The organism is Halobacteriovorax sp. RT-2-3, assembly GCF_047085075.1.
Taxonomy (GTDB): Bacteria; Bdellovibrionota; Bacteriovoracia; order Bacteriovoracales; family Bacteriovoracaceae; genus Halobacteriovorax_A.
The window spans coordinates 257,430-272,269 of sequence record NZ_JBKIYF010000002.1 but is presented as its reverse complement, the minus strand read 5'-3'; the positions used below and the strand labels follow the sequence as shown (position 1 = coordinate 272,269).

Genomic DNA, 14,840 nt, shown 5'->3' with positions numbered 1-14,840 from the left:
GGATCTATATTGTGGTGTAATAAGTCTCGTTCTATTTAGGCTTTCTCTGGAGAATTATTATGAGCACAATGGCCCAATTTTTTAGCAACAACTATCGTCACTTTAATGCCGCTTCACTTGTTGATGCATCAAAGGCATATGTTGATCATTTAAAGAGTGGGAAGAAGATGATGATCACTCTTGCTGGTGCCATGAGTACGGCCGAACTTGGGGTTTCTCTTGCTGAAATGATCCGCCAAGATAAAGTCCAAATTATCTCTTGTACTGGTGCAAACCTTGAAGAAGATATCATGAACTTAATCGCATATAACCACTACAAGCGTATTCCAAACTACAGAGACCTAAGTCCTGAAGAGGAAGAAGAGCTACTTGCTCAAGGTTTCAACCGCGTAACAGATACATGTATTCCAGAAGAGACTGCATTTAGAAAGTTACAAAAATATCTTTTTGAAGAGTGGTCAAACGCTGCTAAAGAAGGGGAGAGACTTTTTCCTCACGAGTTCCTATATCGAATTCTTCGTCGTGAAGACTTTGCAAAAGAGTTTGAAACAGATGTTGCAAATTCTTGGGTTATGGCCGCTTGTGAAAAGAACCTTCCAATTATCGTTCCAGGTTGGGAAGATTCAACGACAGCAAATATTTTTGCTTCATACTGCTTAACAGGAGAGCTTGAGCCTTCTCTTGTTAAGAATGGTATCGAATATATGATGTTCCTTGCTAAGTGGTACCCTGAAAATTGTGGAGATGGCGGAATCGGCTTCTTCCAAATTGGAGGAGGGATCGCGGGAGACTTCCCAATTTGTGTTGTTCCAATGCTTAACCAAGATATGGAAGATGATGTTCCTCTATGGTCATACTTCTGCCAGATCTCTGATTCGACTACAAGTTATGGTTCGTACTCAGGTGCTGTTCCAAATGAAAAAATCACTTGGGGGAAACTATCTTCAAAGACTCCAAGGTTCATTATCGAATCTGATGCGACAATCGTTGCACCACTTGTTTTCCATTACGTATTGGAAAACTAAGATCATTGCTCTAAGATAGATGGGCATGAGAATACAATTTTTATACAAATTTGGGGCATTCTTTATAGGATGCCTTTTTTGTTTCCTCTTACATTCACAACTAGGCTGGTCTCCAGTCTTGGCCTCCGCTTCTGTAGGTTTGATTGCAGGTCTCATTCCAATGAGAATGACATTGCAAGCAGCGGTCTATAGTGGAAGCTTTGCAGGAATGTGCTCAAGTGAGTTAGTGACTAATTACTGGGAAATTCTTGGGATCTCTCTCATTGGTGCAATTTTATATTTTTATACTTTAAGAATCTTTCAAGGTTTTGGTGGAAAGCTTGGAACAATTGCCTTTGTTAGCGTTGCTTTATTCTTCTTTATCAAGGGGAGTATTATATGATAACCGCAATTGGAGTTTCTCTTATTGGTGCGCTTTCGACTTTTCATCTGTCTCGTCTAAAGACGTTTGGGGCCATTAGAGCTTCCGCTCTTTTAACAATAATTGCCTATGCAATTTTATATCTTACAGTTCCTAACTACGAAATGATGGCCGTGATATTCTTTGGTTCTACTTTTGTTGGAATGAGCTGTCCCACAAAAATGCATAATTATACTATTGTCATTGGTTCAGTTTTCTTTGCTCTTTTTTTTCAATACCTTGTTCCGCACCTTAAGGGTTACGGTGGAGCACTTGGAATAAGCGCATTCTTGAGCGTTTTAGTCATCCAATTGGTTTTGTATTTTGGACGTAAACTTGCCAGATTAAGTTAAGATTGCCATCATTTTTATATGAGACAACTTATTCTAATTATAGCAGCAACAATATCTACACTTTCTTATGCACTGGAGACAGTCCAAGTTACTGGCAGTATCGAAATCGATGCACCTATTGAAGAGGTGTTTGAATTTGTAGCGGATCCAATGAATGATCATCATTGGCGAAGTGAAGTTAATGATATGGCCACAAACTCAAGAACATTTGAAGTTGGTAGCACATTTAGAGAAGATGCTTGGATCGGAATTCGTAAAAACTTTATAACAACAACAGAGCTAATTAAATTGAATGCTCCTTATCAGGCATTATTTGAAACTGTTAGATCAAATCCATACTTTTTAAGAAGCAACCGCATGTTTAATGAAAGTGAAAACGGAACTCTTTTTACTTATGTGGTGGACTTTGACCGTCGTATGATTAAAGAGACCTTTGGCTTTAATGCAAAGCCAGAGGTCGTCGTTAAATTATATGGTGTTCTGATGAAGAAATATTTGAAGAAATTAAAAAAGAGACTAGAGTAGTGTTTCTCTAACTATCATAAAGATCCCCATTACAATTAAGAAGTAGCCAAAAATCTTTTTTAATTTATCTTGTGGAAGTTTATGAGTCAGTGCTGATCCAAGTTGTGATCCAACAATGGCAAGAGCTGTAAAGATTGCAATAAATTGGTAATCTAACTCAAGATTAGGAGAGTTGATAATATTTCCTACAAATCCAATGAGAGAGTTAATTGCAATAATTAGAAGAGAAGTTCCAATGGCCTTCTTCATTGGTACGTTAAAAAAGTTTACAAGTGCTGGAACAATTAAGAACCCACCTCCAACTCCAATGAGACCAGTGACAATACCGACAACACTCGCTGCCCCAAAAATTGTTAGATTTGATGATGATTTAACCTTGATATTCTTGCCATTTTTAAGCATTGAAACTGAGGCCAGTAGCATAATTCCTGCAAAGATATAAAGTTGAACTTGTCCACTAATGAAAGAAGCGAGATAGGTACCAAGATAAGTGGAAAGCATTGTCATAGCACCAAATTGAAAGGCAAGTTTAACCATAACATTACCATTCTTATGATGTCTTAGTGTCCCCATAAAGCCTGTTAGACCTACAATTGCTAAACTCATTGTAATGGCGATTTTAGGGTCAATTTTTACAATATAAACCAGGATTGGAACCACTAGAATTGAGCCCCCGCCGCCTAAAAGACCAAGAGTTGTTCCTGCAATAAGTGCTAATAGATATGCCATGTTAATTTCCTCCTGAAATCAGTATAGGGGATTAATTTTTCTTAAACCTTGATGGGGGTCAATGTATTTTCCCATAAATTTATTTACTCTATGATAGGAGGAAATTATGGATAATTTAAATATAAAAACATTCTTTGATGAGCAAACTTACACACTAACTTATGTTGTTTATGATGAAGTGACGAAGGATGCTGTGATTATCGATCCAGTTCTTGATTATGATCAGGCATCATCAACTATCACAACAGAGTCAGTTGAAAAGGTTGCTATCTTTGTTAAAGAAGCGGGACTTAAGCCTCACTATATTCTAGAAACTCACGCTCACGCGGATCACCTTACAGGAGCATTAAAGCTCAAGGATTTCTTTCCTGGTGTGAAAGTGGCAATAAACGAGAATATCAAGATTGTTCAAGAAGTATTTGGTGAACGATTTAATATTCTAAAAGAGATTAAACTTGAGGACTTCGATGCTTTCTTAAATGAAGAAGCGCCACTTGTTGCTGGAACTATTGAGATCAAAACGATTTTCACTCCTGGACATACTCCGGCATGTTCTTCATTTGTAATTGGAAATAATGTTTTTACGGGAGATGCTCTTTTTATGCCAGATTATGGTACAGGAAGATGTGACTTTCCTGGTGGGGACGCAAATGCTCTTTATGATTCAATTACAAATAAACTTTACACGCTACCAGACGAGACTAATGTCTATACAGGACACGACTATCAGCCAGGTGGAAGGGAGTTAAGGTATAAGAGCACAATCGGTGAGAATAAGAAAACGAATGTGCATCTTAAGGCCGAAACTAGTCGTGAAGAGTTTGTAAAATTTCGCACAAGTCGCGATAAGACGCTTGCTGCTCCAAAACTTCTGCTACCGAGTATACAAGTAAATATTCGTGGCGGGCATATGCCTGCACCTCAGGATAATGGTGTAAGATACCTTCAAATGCCACTAACATTTAAAGATTAAGGTTCATATGAGGGCACTATAAGTGCTCTCTTTTTTTTTCTTCTGCTAAAATCTCATCTTTTGCCTGACTCTGTAGATCTTCTACTTCATCAAATTCATCCATGATTTCAATCCCAAAGAAGGTCTCAACAATATCTTCAAGTGTGATTACCCCAAGTATTGTGCCGTAATCATCACTAACCATGGCGATATGTTCTTTTTCTCGAATGAAGCGTTTGAAGAGGTTTCGAAGAGGAGTCTGGCGATTAATAATAGCAATGGGCCTGATGATATCTAATTCATAAAGCTTTTTAGCGCTATTGTCTTCGATAATTGATTTGGCAATATCCTCTTTATGGATGTAGCCACTGATGTCGTTAACATTCTCACCATAACATGGGATACGTGTAACAGGTGCCTTTAGATCGTAAACAGATGAGATAGTGTCTTCAATATTAACCATGAAGACCTTGCGTGCGGGAGTCATAACTTCTTCAATCACTTTTCGTGAAGCGAGTAGGGACTCTTTTAAAAATTCACCTTCATCTTTGGCAAGGGCCTTCGTTTGCACACCTAGCTCAATCATTGATTCGACTTCTTCACGACTCATTTTATGCTCAGGATCAGTTTTTAACATCCTCATTAATGTCATTGAAATAAATAGAATCGGCTTAAGGATAAAGATTAGTGGCGGTAGAATCTTTAATAAAAATGGAGTTAAACTTTTCCAATAATGGTGTCCGAGAGACTTTGGAATAATTTCTGAAAGATAGAGAATGGCCAAAGTTAAGACAATAGAAACAGCGGAAAGATAATACTCTAGGTTTGCACCACTTATTCCCATATCTTTAAATATTTGAATCGACTCTGAACCTACACCTGCTGCACCAAGAGTATGGGCAAAAGTATTAAGTGTGAGGATTGCGGAGATGGCCTCATCTTTATTTGAGGCATACTTCTTTAATGCTGAGGCATAGCTACGGTTCTGACGCTGAGACGCTAAGATGAAACTAGGGGTAATTGATAGCAGAACTGCTTCCATGATCGAGCATACAAAGGAGACGCCAATCGAGATGACTATATAAACAATTAGCATTTTTATACTTTAAATTGGCTTTAATTTTGTGTCAAATTAAGTAACGGCCAAAAATGATGCATAATGTATATTAATTTTTAGTACCTTATCGTTTTTCTCGGTTTTGGGCACTTGTTCATAATGATAGCTAAGGGGCCAAGTTTAAGTTAAAATAGTGAGGATTAATACAAAATTGAGGTTTATATGAAAGTAACTGAATTTATGACTAAAGATGTAACAACTTGTCGCGATACTCAAACTGTTGCAGATGCAGCAAAAGCAATGCTTGATCTAGGTGTGAGTGTTATGCCAATCTTAGATAGCGCTGACAAATTAGTTGGTATTGTAACTCAATCGGACTTCATCGGTAGAGAAGTAGAAATCCCACATGCTCTTGCTTCTATTAAGAGACTATTTGGAATGGACTATAATCTTGGTGACGTTGAAGATATTTATAAGAAAGCTAAGAATAAGCCTCTTTCAGAGATTATGACAAAGAATGTAACGACTGTTACTTCTGACTACTCTCTAACAGCTGTAGTAGAGCTTATGATGAAAAAACAACTTAAGAGAATTCCTGTTTGTGATGGGGATAAGCTAGTTGGTATTATTACTAGAAAAGATATTTTAAAAGCTTTCGAAAGCGTAAAATAATAAAAAAGGCCTCGTGTGAGGCCTTTCTATTTTATTGCATCTCTGCTGTCATTTCACATTCAACTGAATCTACATAGTACCAGTTAGCTTCTTTTGTATTGTGGTCATAACCATCAAATAGCCAAGACTCAACTGTAATTTCGTAGTGATCAAACATATTTTGATCGTATCTTTGCTTTCCTGTGAAAGTTGATACGAACTTGTAATCTACGATCCCTTGATCAACAACAACTTTTTCTTTCTTTGTTGCTACAAGAGTAAGGTCTTTCATTACGTTACACTCGTTGATGATTGCATCAACGATTTTGTCGTTGTGACGAGCTTCAAAAGTTGAGTTGATAATTGAAGCTGATGCCGAAAGTGTCATTAGTGCTACTAAAATAAATTTCATTTTTTTCTCCGTTGTTTATACGTGTATTAATAATTAAAGATTACAATTTCCTTTCACATCAGATAGTAATTGAATGGAAAGCTTCTCTTCGTAACGGCGCCAGTTACTATAATCAGCATCTTCAATTTCGATCTTGATGTCATTAAGGTTATTTCCAATATTATCTAAGTGTGTAAGCTCAATTTTGTAGTAGTAATCAGTAATACCCTGATCAACTTTATCTTTTGTAATTGCAATGTTTTTAATATTAAAGCGCTCTTGTGCTATTCCTAGAGAGCACTTCGTCAGTTCTTTTGAAAGATAATTTCTAATTTCTTTTTGAATCTCAAACTGTCCTGTTAGGATTACTTTTCCACGCTCAACACCGTTTCCAGCATAAGTTGTAAGGCAAATTAGTAGCAGAGCAATTAGCTTTCTCATTAATTATTATCTCCAAATTTTATTAATGAATGAGTTCTATAATTCCGATAATCCATTGAAAAGTATTCTATTAGGCGATAATCGCCTGTCAGGAGATTTATGGTTCACTTTGGTCAAGATTTGGTTAAGATTAGAAAGGCATACGGGCATAAGAGTGCGAAATCATTCTATGAAATGTTGGCGAAGAAGGGATTGGAGTGCAATTATCAATATTTCGTTAAGATTGAAAAGGGGAGTGCATTTCCTTCGTCTGTTATCGTTAATCAAATTGCAAAGTGTTTAAAAACAAAAGATGCAAATGCACTTATTCTGAGCTTTTGTCGTAATCAATTTTCTTCTTTTGATTATTTATTCAAGGAGAGTAATCAGGAAGAGGAGAAGCTGGAAGAAGTTATCTCAAAGGCCAACCAGGGGCAACGCTACCTTTCTGTTATGCAAATAAATGCTCTAGCACAAACAAAGTCTCATTACTTCCTATTTCTCATTTTAACTCTTTCAAGAAGTGCTCTCGATATTAGGGAGCTTAAAACATACTCCATTAAAAAGAGTGTTGTTAATGATCTTATCAAGGCCGAAATTGCCTTTGAACAAGATGGCCTAATCTATGCTAGATCAACTGAATTTCGCTTTCCAAAAGAAGAAAGTGAGACAATTAGCAAGGCATATGGGAAGTTTGATGATTGGGATATGGAGTTTGGTAAAAACTTTAAGTTTCAAAATCTAGTGAATAAAATGATGATTCGTAGAATATCACCAAGATATCTTTCTCTTATTAAGAATCAAATTGATTCGATATCAGATATTGTGCGTTTATCAGATGAATCAGATAATCGTTATAATAACGAGGTTCTCCACTTACATATCTCTCTTAATAGAGGGCAGTTACCTGGTTAGTTTAGGAAGTACTCTGCGATACCATGTAAACCATTTTGGTGGAATGGGAAAACGATACGATTTGGTTTTCCATTTGCCGCAGGCTTGTAGAGGATACGATAACCGTGACAAGCGGCCGTTCCTGGAATCGGAAGAACTGTTCGTAAATCACTAACAGTATCCCACTTAATTAGTTCGTAGTCTTCTGTACAGCCATAAATGATGCTTCCTACTTTTACAATAGAACTGAAACTTGTCGTACCGTAGTTAAACGATGAGAAAGAAGTATAGTTATTTGATAAATGTCTAAATGTTTTAGCACCACTTCTATCGTATTCCATTTCAAAAAGTATTTTTCCAGCACTACTATCCCAAGTCGATGCATTCCAGTGTTGTCTAACATTTTTTAAAACACAATTTTCCCCTGGCCCTACTGGACAAGAACCTGCTCCAGCATGGACGCCTCCACCTGTTCCTGCAATAAATTGAGACATTCCATCCGTTGTTGTATAGCGGAAGATCGAGTTATTATTTGCAGTTCCCGACCAAGAGTAGTGTCCAGTTAAAATACCGCCATTGTAGAAACCATTAACAGAAGGGGTATAGTTACCCATATCAATTGTTAAGCCATCTACTGTGGCCGTTGTGGTCCAACTTCCTCCACCGTTTAGACCCATAAAGTGTGACCACTGATTTGTAGCTCTTGAAAGGAGGCAGACATTATCCCAACGACAAGGGAAGTAGATGTCACCATTGGCCGGATTTGTTGCCATAGAGAAGTTTTGCGACCATCCTCCTGTATCAAGCATTTGTGTTCGTGGGTCAGCACTAATACTAAAAGAGCCGCGAGCAAGAACTCCATTTCCGGCCACTCGAATAACTTGGTTGATTGATTCGTTTGGTTGAACTTCTCGAATGATTCTTTCTTGTGAGTCAACAAGAATGATATTATCTCCAACACCATGGTCAATAAATTGAATATTTCCAAAGCGAGCATCCTGACCGAGTCCATTGTCTCCAAATGACTGTGTTTGTCCATAGAGTGTTTGGACCTTTCCTTGAGCATCAATTACTCTGATCGTATTGGCATCGACAAAGAAGAAGACTCCATCTTTGTTAACGAAGAAGTCTTGTAATCTAATTGGACAACTCGTTGCAAGTGTTCCATCTGGGCAAGTACCATGAATACCATTTCCTAGTTTTGTCGCTTCATAAGAGTTTGTTGTAGGGTTATAACGATTAACTCGTGTAGGGTAACCGATGTGATAACTCCATCCCCATGTACTTCCATCATTCGTAGATCTTCCATACGCATCTACACAAGTTGTATCGTGGCTTGGAATCGCTACACCAGTTGCAACAAATGTAGAAGGGTCAATCTCTTCTCGCATATAGTATGAACAACCATTTAGACCACGGTAGTATTTTGCAAAAAGTGAAGTAACTTCACTCGTATTAACGTCAAAGCCAATTTGATAAGCAGAGATGATTTCTGTATCCATTTCGGCCGTGGCAGAAGTGTTTCCACTAATTGCACTTGTTGGAGGAGAGCTTCCACCAGTACCTGAAATTCGTCTAGATTCTAAACGTGGTGAAGAAAGAGAGCCTTTGTAAATTCTAATTAAGTTATTGTTGCTTACACGATTTGTTTGATCGTTAAACCAAATATCACCATTAGGTAGTGGCTGGAACATTGAATATGAATTACCACGGTTTAAATTGAAATCTCTTGGGTCTAGAATAATATCACTACGATTTGTACCAATCGTTCCATCAGCTTTCATTCCAATAATTGTTTCAATAGTCATGGGAACGACTGTTGTATCGACACGACGAATTGAATTCTCGTCCCAAATCAGGAGGCGATCTTGAAAATCCATTGTGATTTTTTGTACATCTTTTACAGATGCTTGATCAACAGTTACACCGTCACCAACCTCATCTCCAATTGGGATTAGTTGCTCAAGAACGTTTGTGAAAGGATTGATATAAAGAATACCTCGAACCTTATCGTTAAAGAATATCTTCCCATCACTTGTAACTGCAAGGGAGTATGGTGCTTGTGTTGATTTTGGAAAAAGTTGGGCAGACTTGGCCGATGAGCCAGTTCCTGGGTCAACATTTCCTGCAAGAATTTTAAACTTCGTCGAGTTAAGTGCAACAGATGTTGCTGAGGTATCTTGATTTGCACTATCTGCAGCGGTAACACTTAGCCTAAAATACTGTCCATCAGCAAGAGGGAAAGTCCACTGGTAGCATGCTGTTGCATTGTCATCAAGTGGATTTGTTGCAGAGTTAACTTGCGGGCAATTATTTGCACTATTATTTAGATTTTGTGCCGAGACAATAGGGTGAAACTCGATGTCATCAGTTGTATAATATAATTTTGTTGTTCCATCTGGAATCGTTTTATTATCGACTGTTCTCCATGAGATATATACAGTATCACCATTATTAAATGTTAGATCAATATCTTCTACTGGACTACTTGGTGAATCAGAATTAGTAACAAAGAATTCCGAGATAACAGGAGCCTGATCTGGAGTATAGTTCATTGTTACAAAGTCTTTACCAAGAGTTGCATCAGGGTTAGATGAAATATTTCCAGCTAGATCTTTTACCCAAACAGATACTTTAAAGTTTGATGGAGCAAAACCTAGAAGGAAGCTATAGTCGCGAACAGGCATAAACGTATTTAGAGTAAGCCCTGGTGAAGGAGCATCCATAGCTTTCCAGCACTCGTCATTAGCGCTTGGCAGAGTTGTACCATTTCCTTTAAGGCAGAAATGAGTAATGACTGTATCGAGGTCTTCTGCATCGAATTCAACGCTTACATACTTAACTGCCGTAGGAGTCGGCGTCGTCGATCCATTAATTTTGAAAGTTGCTGTGTGAATGAATGGGGCACCTAAGTCCTCAACGATCCTAAATGAGTTAGAGATCGCTTCGCCTGTCATGCCATTATCATCCGTAAGAGTTACCTTAAAGCGAACATCATTATATAGTGTTCCTGAAGGGACAGTGTAATTATAGCTAAATGGTGTATCAGAGTGAGGGCCATCAGTCGCTACAGAAGTAAGCCCAAGTTGTGTCCATGTAGAACCACCATTATATGAGACTGAAAAAGTATGATTCTTTGTTGCACTGACAGTGGCCTCTGTTGTTTTCCATTTTATTGCGTAGTTTATTCCCCAAGGAAGTGTCGGAACATTATCAAAAGATAGTGATGGAGCAAGGGAGTCATAAATAAAGTCGATACTGTCGTAAGCTGAAATATTACCCACAGGATCTTTTCCGTAGATACGCAGAGTTCGGTATCCTTGAGTATTTAATACACTTGGGTCATAAGAAATAGCGCCAATGGCCGTCGAACAATTTTGCCAAGCTGAATCAGAAGCTAGTGGTGTTGTCGTTGATTCACTAATTAAAACTTGAGATATATCATCACAGCTCGCTGCAGTCAGAGTCATCGGGTTCGAACTTGTTGACGTACCGGCAGTAAAGTTTACTGGTGTAAGAGATGGTACTGTCGAAGTCTCATCATTAACAGTAATAGTTAGAGTTGTTTCTGTCGTTGACTCTAGTTGACCATCATATACAACGTACTTAATTGTAACTGTTGTATTTGTGTTTACAGGTGCAATATAGTCACATACTAGATCACTTCCATAGCTTATCTGGTCAATGCAGTTCGAAAGTGTCCCAACGGCAGGAGCTTGAGTGATCTTATATTGTAGTGAGCCAGTTGCTGTCTCAACATCACTTCCTGGGTCTAAGTTTATTGTGTATAAAGTATTATCTCTAAAAATTAATGAACTATCTGCCGCTGCAACTGGTGCATCATTTAAGGCGTTAACAGTAATGTTAACAGTGGCCGTTGTTGAGTTATATTCTCCATCACTAACTTGGTAAGTAAAATCATCTGAACCATTAAAATTAGAAGAAGGAGTATAAGTACAAGATCGACTAGTACCTTCATCACAAGTTAAGAAACCATTACCGGTAGAAAGAGTTATCGTATAGTTTAGAATATCACCATCAATGTCTGCACCAGCATTAAGATCAAATGTAATAGGCGTATCTTCATCTGTCGTTATTGACTGTGTCGCTGCTAGAGTTGGGGCGTCGTTAACAGGAGTAATATTAATTGTTACTGTTGTGACAGTTGCTGAATCGGCTACTCCATCATTTGCACGGTATGTAAAAGTATCCACGCCGTTATAGTTTAAATTTGGAGAATAGTCACAGTTAAGGTCTCCATCTGCTGCCATACAATTTGTAAGTAGACCATTCGATGGGGGAGTCACAATCGTATATGTTAGAGTGTCTGGATCAACGTCTGTAGCAGATTCGACACTAAAGTTTATCGGTGTGTCTTCTGGCGTTGTTATGCTGAAGTCAGCGGCCATGACCGGAAGGTCATTAATAGCATTTATCGTAATCGTAACAGTTGCTGTCGATGAGTTAATTGTGCCATCATTTACATAATAAGTGAATGTGTCGACTCCGTTATAGTTTAAACTTGGAGTGTAGGTACAACTTCTATTTGTACCCCCTGTACATGAAAGAATTCCATTACTTGTCGTTGAGGAAACATGATAAGTTAGCGTATCACCATCTATATCGGAACCAATGTTTAAATCAAATGTAACAGGTATATCTTCATCTGTTGCAACAGCTTGTGTTGTCGGAATGGTTGGAGTGTCATTAATTGAGTTTACAGTAATCGTAACAGTTGTGACTCCTGAGGAATCAGCAGTTCCATCATTTGATTTATATGTAAAACTATCTGTTCCGAAATAATTAGCACTCGGCGTATAGTCACAGTTTAGGTCATTGTTACTTGCTAGACAATTTGTTAGTGCTCCATTAGTAGGAGGTGTAACAATCGTATAAGTAATAGGATCACCATCTGTATCAGATGATGGATTAACATCAAAGTTTACCGGAGTGTCTTCGTCTGTCGTAATAGAAAGATTGCTTGCGGTAGTTGGGATAACGTTTTCTGAAGTATAGTTTAAATTTACTGACGTAATGTCAGTATCGCACGTCCAAGTCAATGTCGCAGATTTTGTACCTTTAGTTGTTGGTATTGCTTGTACTTGATATGAACAGCTCTGATTGACACTTAAGTTGTTTGACCCACAGTTGTCATTTATAATTTGGAATTCACTCGCATTTGTCCCTGAAAGCTGTGGGACAGTACAATTCTTTGTAACTCCCGTTCCTGAGTTGGTAATTGTAAATGTTTGGGCCATTGAGATTGAATTATTTGGTACTCCGTTAAAATTGTGACTTGAAGGAGTTGTTGAAAGGAGTGCTTTTTGTAATTCAAAAGTATTCGATTCAATTGTCGAAGTATTTCCTAGAGCATCAGATAAGCTAATTCTAATTTTAGCATTCGTTTGTGCTCGATCGGGTAGTGTAAAACCATGATTAAAGGAATTATTTATTAGCACTCCATCTGCAGAAGGTGTACTCGACGAAATTGTTGTCCAACTTGTTCCATTTGAGTCAAGAAACTCAATTGTATGAGGAAGAATGGCAAGGCCATGTTGCTCTGAAATATTCCAAACGAGATTAAAGTAAGTATCTGCCCTAAGGGCCGCAATACTAGGAATTGTGATTTCTGGAGGTGTCTGATCAATGACAAAATCTATTTCTTTTGGTGAGCTTATTTTTGAATTATGATCAATTGCCCATAAGTAGAGTTTTCTCGACCCATCTCCAGTAGTAATTATTTTTATGATATTTTGAAAATTCTCATCCGTACAATCTATATTAAACTCAGGAGCTGTTGGTGCAGATGAGCTCTCTGTAATTGCAAGTTTTGAAAAGGTTTCACAATTTGTCATTAGACCTGGAGATATCTCAGTTCCTGTTAAAACCTCAAGGTTTATTGCTAGATTATTCGTCGGATTATTTTGAGAGGCTGCAAGTTGTATTGACGGTGCTGTAACAGGGGAGGTATCAGTAAAGGTCGTTCCAATTGTTGCATCTGGGTATTTCCATGAAAATTCATGATATGGTATGTCTGCATTTCCTCGAATTACATTTCCAGATCCATCGCTTTTACCTATAAAGAGAGAAATAATAAATTCATCACTATGGTTTGCTGATGGTGTGTAAGACCAGCTTGCAGACTTTGACATCAATACTGGTGCCGATGGTGTTTTCAAATCTTCTAAATACCACTCATATGCTATTTCATAATTCACAGACCAATGGTCATATGCTTGGATTGTAAAGAGGTAGCTTTTCTTCTCCTCAAGTGACTGAGGAACTGTTATTTCTTTAATATCAGGTAGTGAGTTCTCAAGAATTGTATGGGCATCACTAAATGAATTATCAAATGTATCACTTATCGTTGTGTTGCTTTGTAGTTTTGAATATGTCTCACTAAGATTATCATCTGCATTTATTTGTTGCTCTAATTCACTAATCATTAAAGAAACTGTATGATTGTTAATCGTATTTACTTCATCTTTTAATTTCGTTTTAACGACCTGTGAAATAATAGTCGAAGCTTGGGTAATATTTTGAGGATCAGTGAAACTCGTTACAATTCTTTCAAAAACATAATTACAGCCAGAAGTTCTAAGAAAGTATTTTGTTGGGGCCAGCATATCAAGGCTTAGATCAAATGGATCAAATTCAAATAGTGTCTCTTCTTCTACTGCATTTCCTGAAAGAGGATTGTCTGCAAGAGGCGTCATTGTTGCTAAGTCAAAGAGTTCAACTTTTGCATCACTACAGTTTATATCAATTGGCGCCGCATATGCCTTCGAAATAAGAGAGATTGATGTGGTCTTAAAGTACTCTTTAAGAGGTGGGATTGTTCCATAGATATTAGGTCTTTTTGGAATATAAGAACTGCCACTACCTTTTTTACTTTCTGTCGTTTCTTCTTGTTGAGCTACTTGCTCTTCTTGTACTTTTAGTCCACCAGTTGAGACTATATCTTCATTTTTATCTTGCTGCTCATTTCTATTCTCTTTAGATGGTGACTCGCTAAAGTATTCCATTGATTGTTGATAGTAATCAGGTGAGGTGATTAGAGGAGTTGCATTTGCTACCTTAGAAAAGTTTCTGGCCACCTGTGCAGAAACTTTTGAGACTCGAGCATCTTGTTCGTAGTTGTCATATGAATTTGAATTATTTGGTGTTGTTGCCTCTGAAGCAATTCCTCTTCTATATCGACTTTTGAAACTTTCAGATTTTGACTTTTTTGACTTATTTGTAATGCCATTTTTTTTATAGTTTTTTAACAAGTGTTTATTTTGAATTTTATTACTAGAATATTCTTTCTTTTGATTTTCTGAAAAAATAAAAACATAACACACTATAATTGCGAGTGATAATATAAGTAGCTTTGGTTTGAATATCAGCTGGCCTATTTTTTTCATATCGCTGTCTAAATTCCCCCAGATAATTTTATTTACT

General features: G+C 37.5%; 12 protein-coding genes. 7 read left to right on the top strand and 5 right to left on the bottom strand.

Features of this window, described 5'->3' with window-relative positions:
• Positions 1 to 59 precede the first annotated feature (59 nt).
• The 4 genes from ACMAYX_RS07080 to ACMAYX_RS07065 all read left to right on the top strand — a co-directional run bounded on the left by ACMAYX_RS07080 (position 60) and on the right by ACMAYX_RS07065 (position 2,303).
• Positions 60 to 1,025: a deoxyhypusine synthase family protein gene (locus ACMAYX_RS07080; RefSeq protein WP_412471855.1), complete on the top strand. Its 966-nt coding sequence runs from the start codon at positions 60 to 62 to the stop codon at positions 1,023 to 1,025.
• A 160-nt stretch (positions 1,026 to 1,185) separates the two neighbouring features.
• The gene (locus ACMAYX_RS07075; RefSeq protein ID WP_199177547.1) at positions 1,186 to 1,407 is read left to right on the top strand and encodes a hypothetical protein; all 222 of its coding nucleotides are present in this window, start codon (positions 1,186 to 1,188) and stop codon (positions 1,405 to 1,407) included.
• Positions 1,404 to 1,778: a hypothetical protein gene (locus ACMAYX_RS07070; RefSeq protein WP_412463213.1), complete on the top strand. Its 375-nt coding sequence runs from the start codon at positions 1,404 to 1,406 to the stop codon at positions 1,776 to 1,778. Before ACMAYX_RS07075 ends, ACMAYX_RS07070 begins: the two co-directional genes overlap by 4 nt.
• A gap of 18 nt (positions 1,779 to 1,796) precedes the next feature.
• Positions 1,797 to 2,303, top strand: coding sequence for an SRPBCC family protein (locus ACMAYX_RS07065; RefSeq protein ID WP_103218173.1), 507 nt, complete (start codon positions 1,797 to 1,799; stop codon positions 2,301 to 2,303).
• On the opposite strand, the gene ACMAYX_RS07060 is transcribed toward ACMAYX_RS07065, so the two are convergent.
• Positions 2,295 to 3,032 (bottom strand): sulfite exporter TauE/SafE family protein, encoded by a 738-nt coding sequence (locus tag ACMAYX_RS07060; RefSeq protein WP_103218172.1) that lies wholly within the window; start codon positions 3,030 to 3,032, stop codon positions 2,295 to 2,297. The genes ACMAYX_RS07065 and ACMAYX_RS07060 overlap by 9 nt on opposite strands.
• A gap of 106 nt (positions 3,033 to 3,138) precedes the next feature.
• Between ACMAYX_RS07060 and ACMAYX_RS07055 the strand changes: the two genes are divergently transcribed.
• The gene (locus ACMAYX_RS07055) at positions 3,139 to 4,005 is read left to right on the top strand and encodes an MBL fold metallo-hydrolase (protein ID WP_103218171.1); all 867 of its coding nucleotides are present in this window, start codon (positions 3,139 to 3,141) and stop codon (positions 4,003 to 4,005) included.
• A gap of 16 nt (positions 4,006 to 4,021) precedes the next feature.
• Here the strand turns inward: ACMAYX_RS07055 and ACMAYX_RS07050 are convergent, their stop codons facing one another.
• The gene (locus ACMAYX_RS07050; RefSeq protein ID WP_103218170.1) at positions 4,022 to 5,080 is read right to left on the bottom strand and encodes a CNNM domain-containing protein; all 1,059 of its coding nucleotides are present in this window, start codon (positions 5,078 to 5,080) and stop codon (positions 4,022 to 4,024) included.
• Positions 5,081 to 5,263: 183 nt separating this feature from the next.
• On the opposite strand from ACMAYX_RS07050, the gene ACMAYX_RS07045 reads away from it, so the two are divergent.
• On the top strand, positions 5,264 to 5,713 hold the full coding sequence (locus ACMAYX_RS07045) for a CBS domain-containing protein (protein WP_103218169.1): 450 nt from the start codon (positions 5,264 to 5,266) through the stop codon (positions 5,711 to 5,713).
• 31 nt (positions 5,714 to 5,744) lie between these two features.
• On the opposite strand, the gene ACMAYX_RS07040 is transcribed toward ACMAYX_RS07045, so the two are convergent.
• Together ACMAYX_RS07040 and ACMAYX_RS07035 are read right to left on the bottom strand one after the other, a co-directional pair.
• A complete protein-coding gene (locus ACMAYX_RS07040) occupies positions 5,745 to 6,104 on the bottom strand; it encodes a hypothetical protein (protein ID WP_103218168.1) in 360 nt (119 codons plus the stop codon).
• A 33-nt stretch (positions 6,105 to 6,137) separates the two neighbouring features.
• Positions 6,138 to 6,524, bottom strand: a complete 387-nt coding sequence (locus ACMAYX_RS07035) for a hypothetical protein (protein ID WP_392992642.1) — start codon at positions 6,522 to 6,524, stop codon at positions 6,138 to 6,140.
• 99 nt (positions 6,525 to 6,623) lie between these two features.
• Between ACMAYX_RS07035 and ACMAYX_RS07030 the strand changes: the two genes are divergently transcribed.
• Positions 6,624 to 7,418 (top strand): hypothetical protein, encoded by a 795-nt coding sequence (locus tag ACMAYX_RS07030; RefSeq protein WP_103218166.1) that lies wholly within the window; start codon positions 6,624 to 6,626, stop codon positions 7,416 to 7,418.
• On the opposite strand, the gene ACMAYX_RS07025 is transcribed toward ACMAYX_RS07030, so the two are convergent.
• On the bottom strand, positions 7,415 to 14,668 hold the full coding sequence (locus ACMAYX_RS07025; protein ID WP_412472269.1) for a tandem-95 repeat protein: 7,254 nt from the start codon (positions 14,666 to 14,668) through the stop codon (positions 7,415 to 7,417). The two genes, ACMAYX_RS07030 and ACMAYX_RS07025, sit on opposite strands and share 4 nt — an antisense overlap.
• Between the last annotated feature and the right edge of the window lie 172 nt (positions 14,669 to 14,840).

What these genes read in the sequence shown, in the direction of transcription:
- ACMAYX_RS07080 (WP_412471855.1), top strand. Translation starts at nt 60, where the DNA reads ATGAGCACAATGGCCCAATTTTTTAGCAACAACTATCGTCACTTTAAT.
- ACMAYX_RS07075 (WP_199177547.1), top strand. Translation starts at nt 1,186, where the DNA reads ATGAGAATGACATTGCAAGCAGCGGTCTATAGTGGAAGCTTTGCAGGA.
- ACMAYX_RS07070 (WP_412463213.1), top strand. Translation starts at nt 1,404, where the DNA reads ATGATAACCGCAATTGGAGTTTCTCTTATTGGTGCGCTTTCGACTTTT.
- ACMAYX_RS07065 (WP_103218173.1), top strand. Translation starts at nt 1,797, where the DNA reads ATGAGACAACTTATTCTAATTATAGCAGCAACAATATCTACACTTTCT.
- ACMAYX_RS07060 (WP_103218172.1), bottom strand. Translation starts at nt 3,032, where the DNA reads ATGGCATATCTATTAGCACTTATTGCAGGAACAACTCTTGGTCTTTTA.
- ACMAYX_RS07055 (WP_103218171.1), top strand. Translation starts at nt 3,139, where the DNA reads ATGGATAATTTAAATATAAAAACATTCTTTGATGAGCAAACTTACACA.
- ACMAYX_RS07050 (WP_103218170.1), bottom strand. Translation starts at nt 5,080, where the DNA reads ATGCTAATTGTTTATATAGTCATCTCGATTGGCGTCTCCTTTGTATGC.
- ACMAYX_RS07045 (WP_103218169.1), top strand. Translation starts at nt 5,264, where the DNA reads ATGAAAGTAACTGAATTTATGACTAAAGATGTAACAACTTGTCGCGAT.
- ACMAYX_RS07040 (WP_103218168.1), bottom strand. Translation starts at nt 6,104, where the DNA reads ATGAAATTTATTTTAGTAGCACTAATGACACTTTCGGCATCAGCTTCA.
- ACMAYX_RS07035 (WP_392992642.1), bottom strand. Translation starts at nt 6,524, where the DNA reads ATGAGAAAGCTAATTGCTCTGCTACTAATTTGCCTTACAACTTATGCT.
- ACMAYX_RS07030 (WP_103218166.1), top strand. Translation starts at nt 6,624, where the DNA reads ATGGTTCACTTTGGTCAAGATTTGGTTAAGATTAGAAAGGCATACGGG.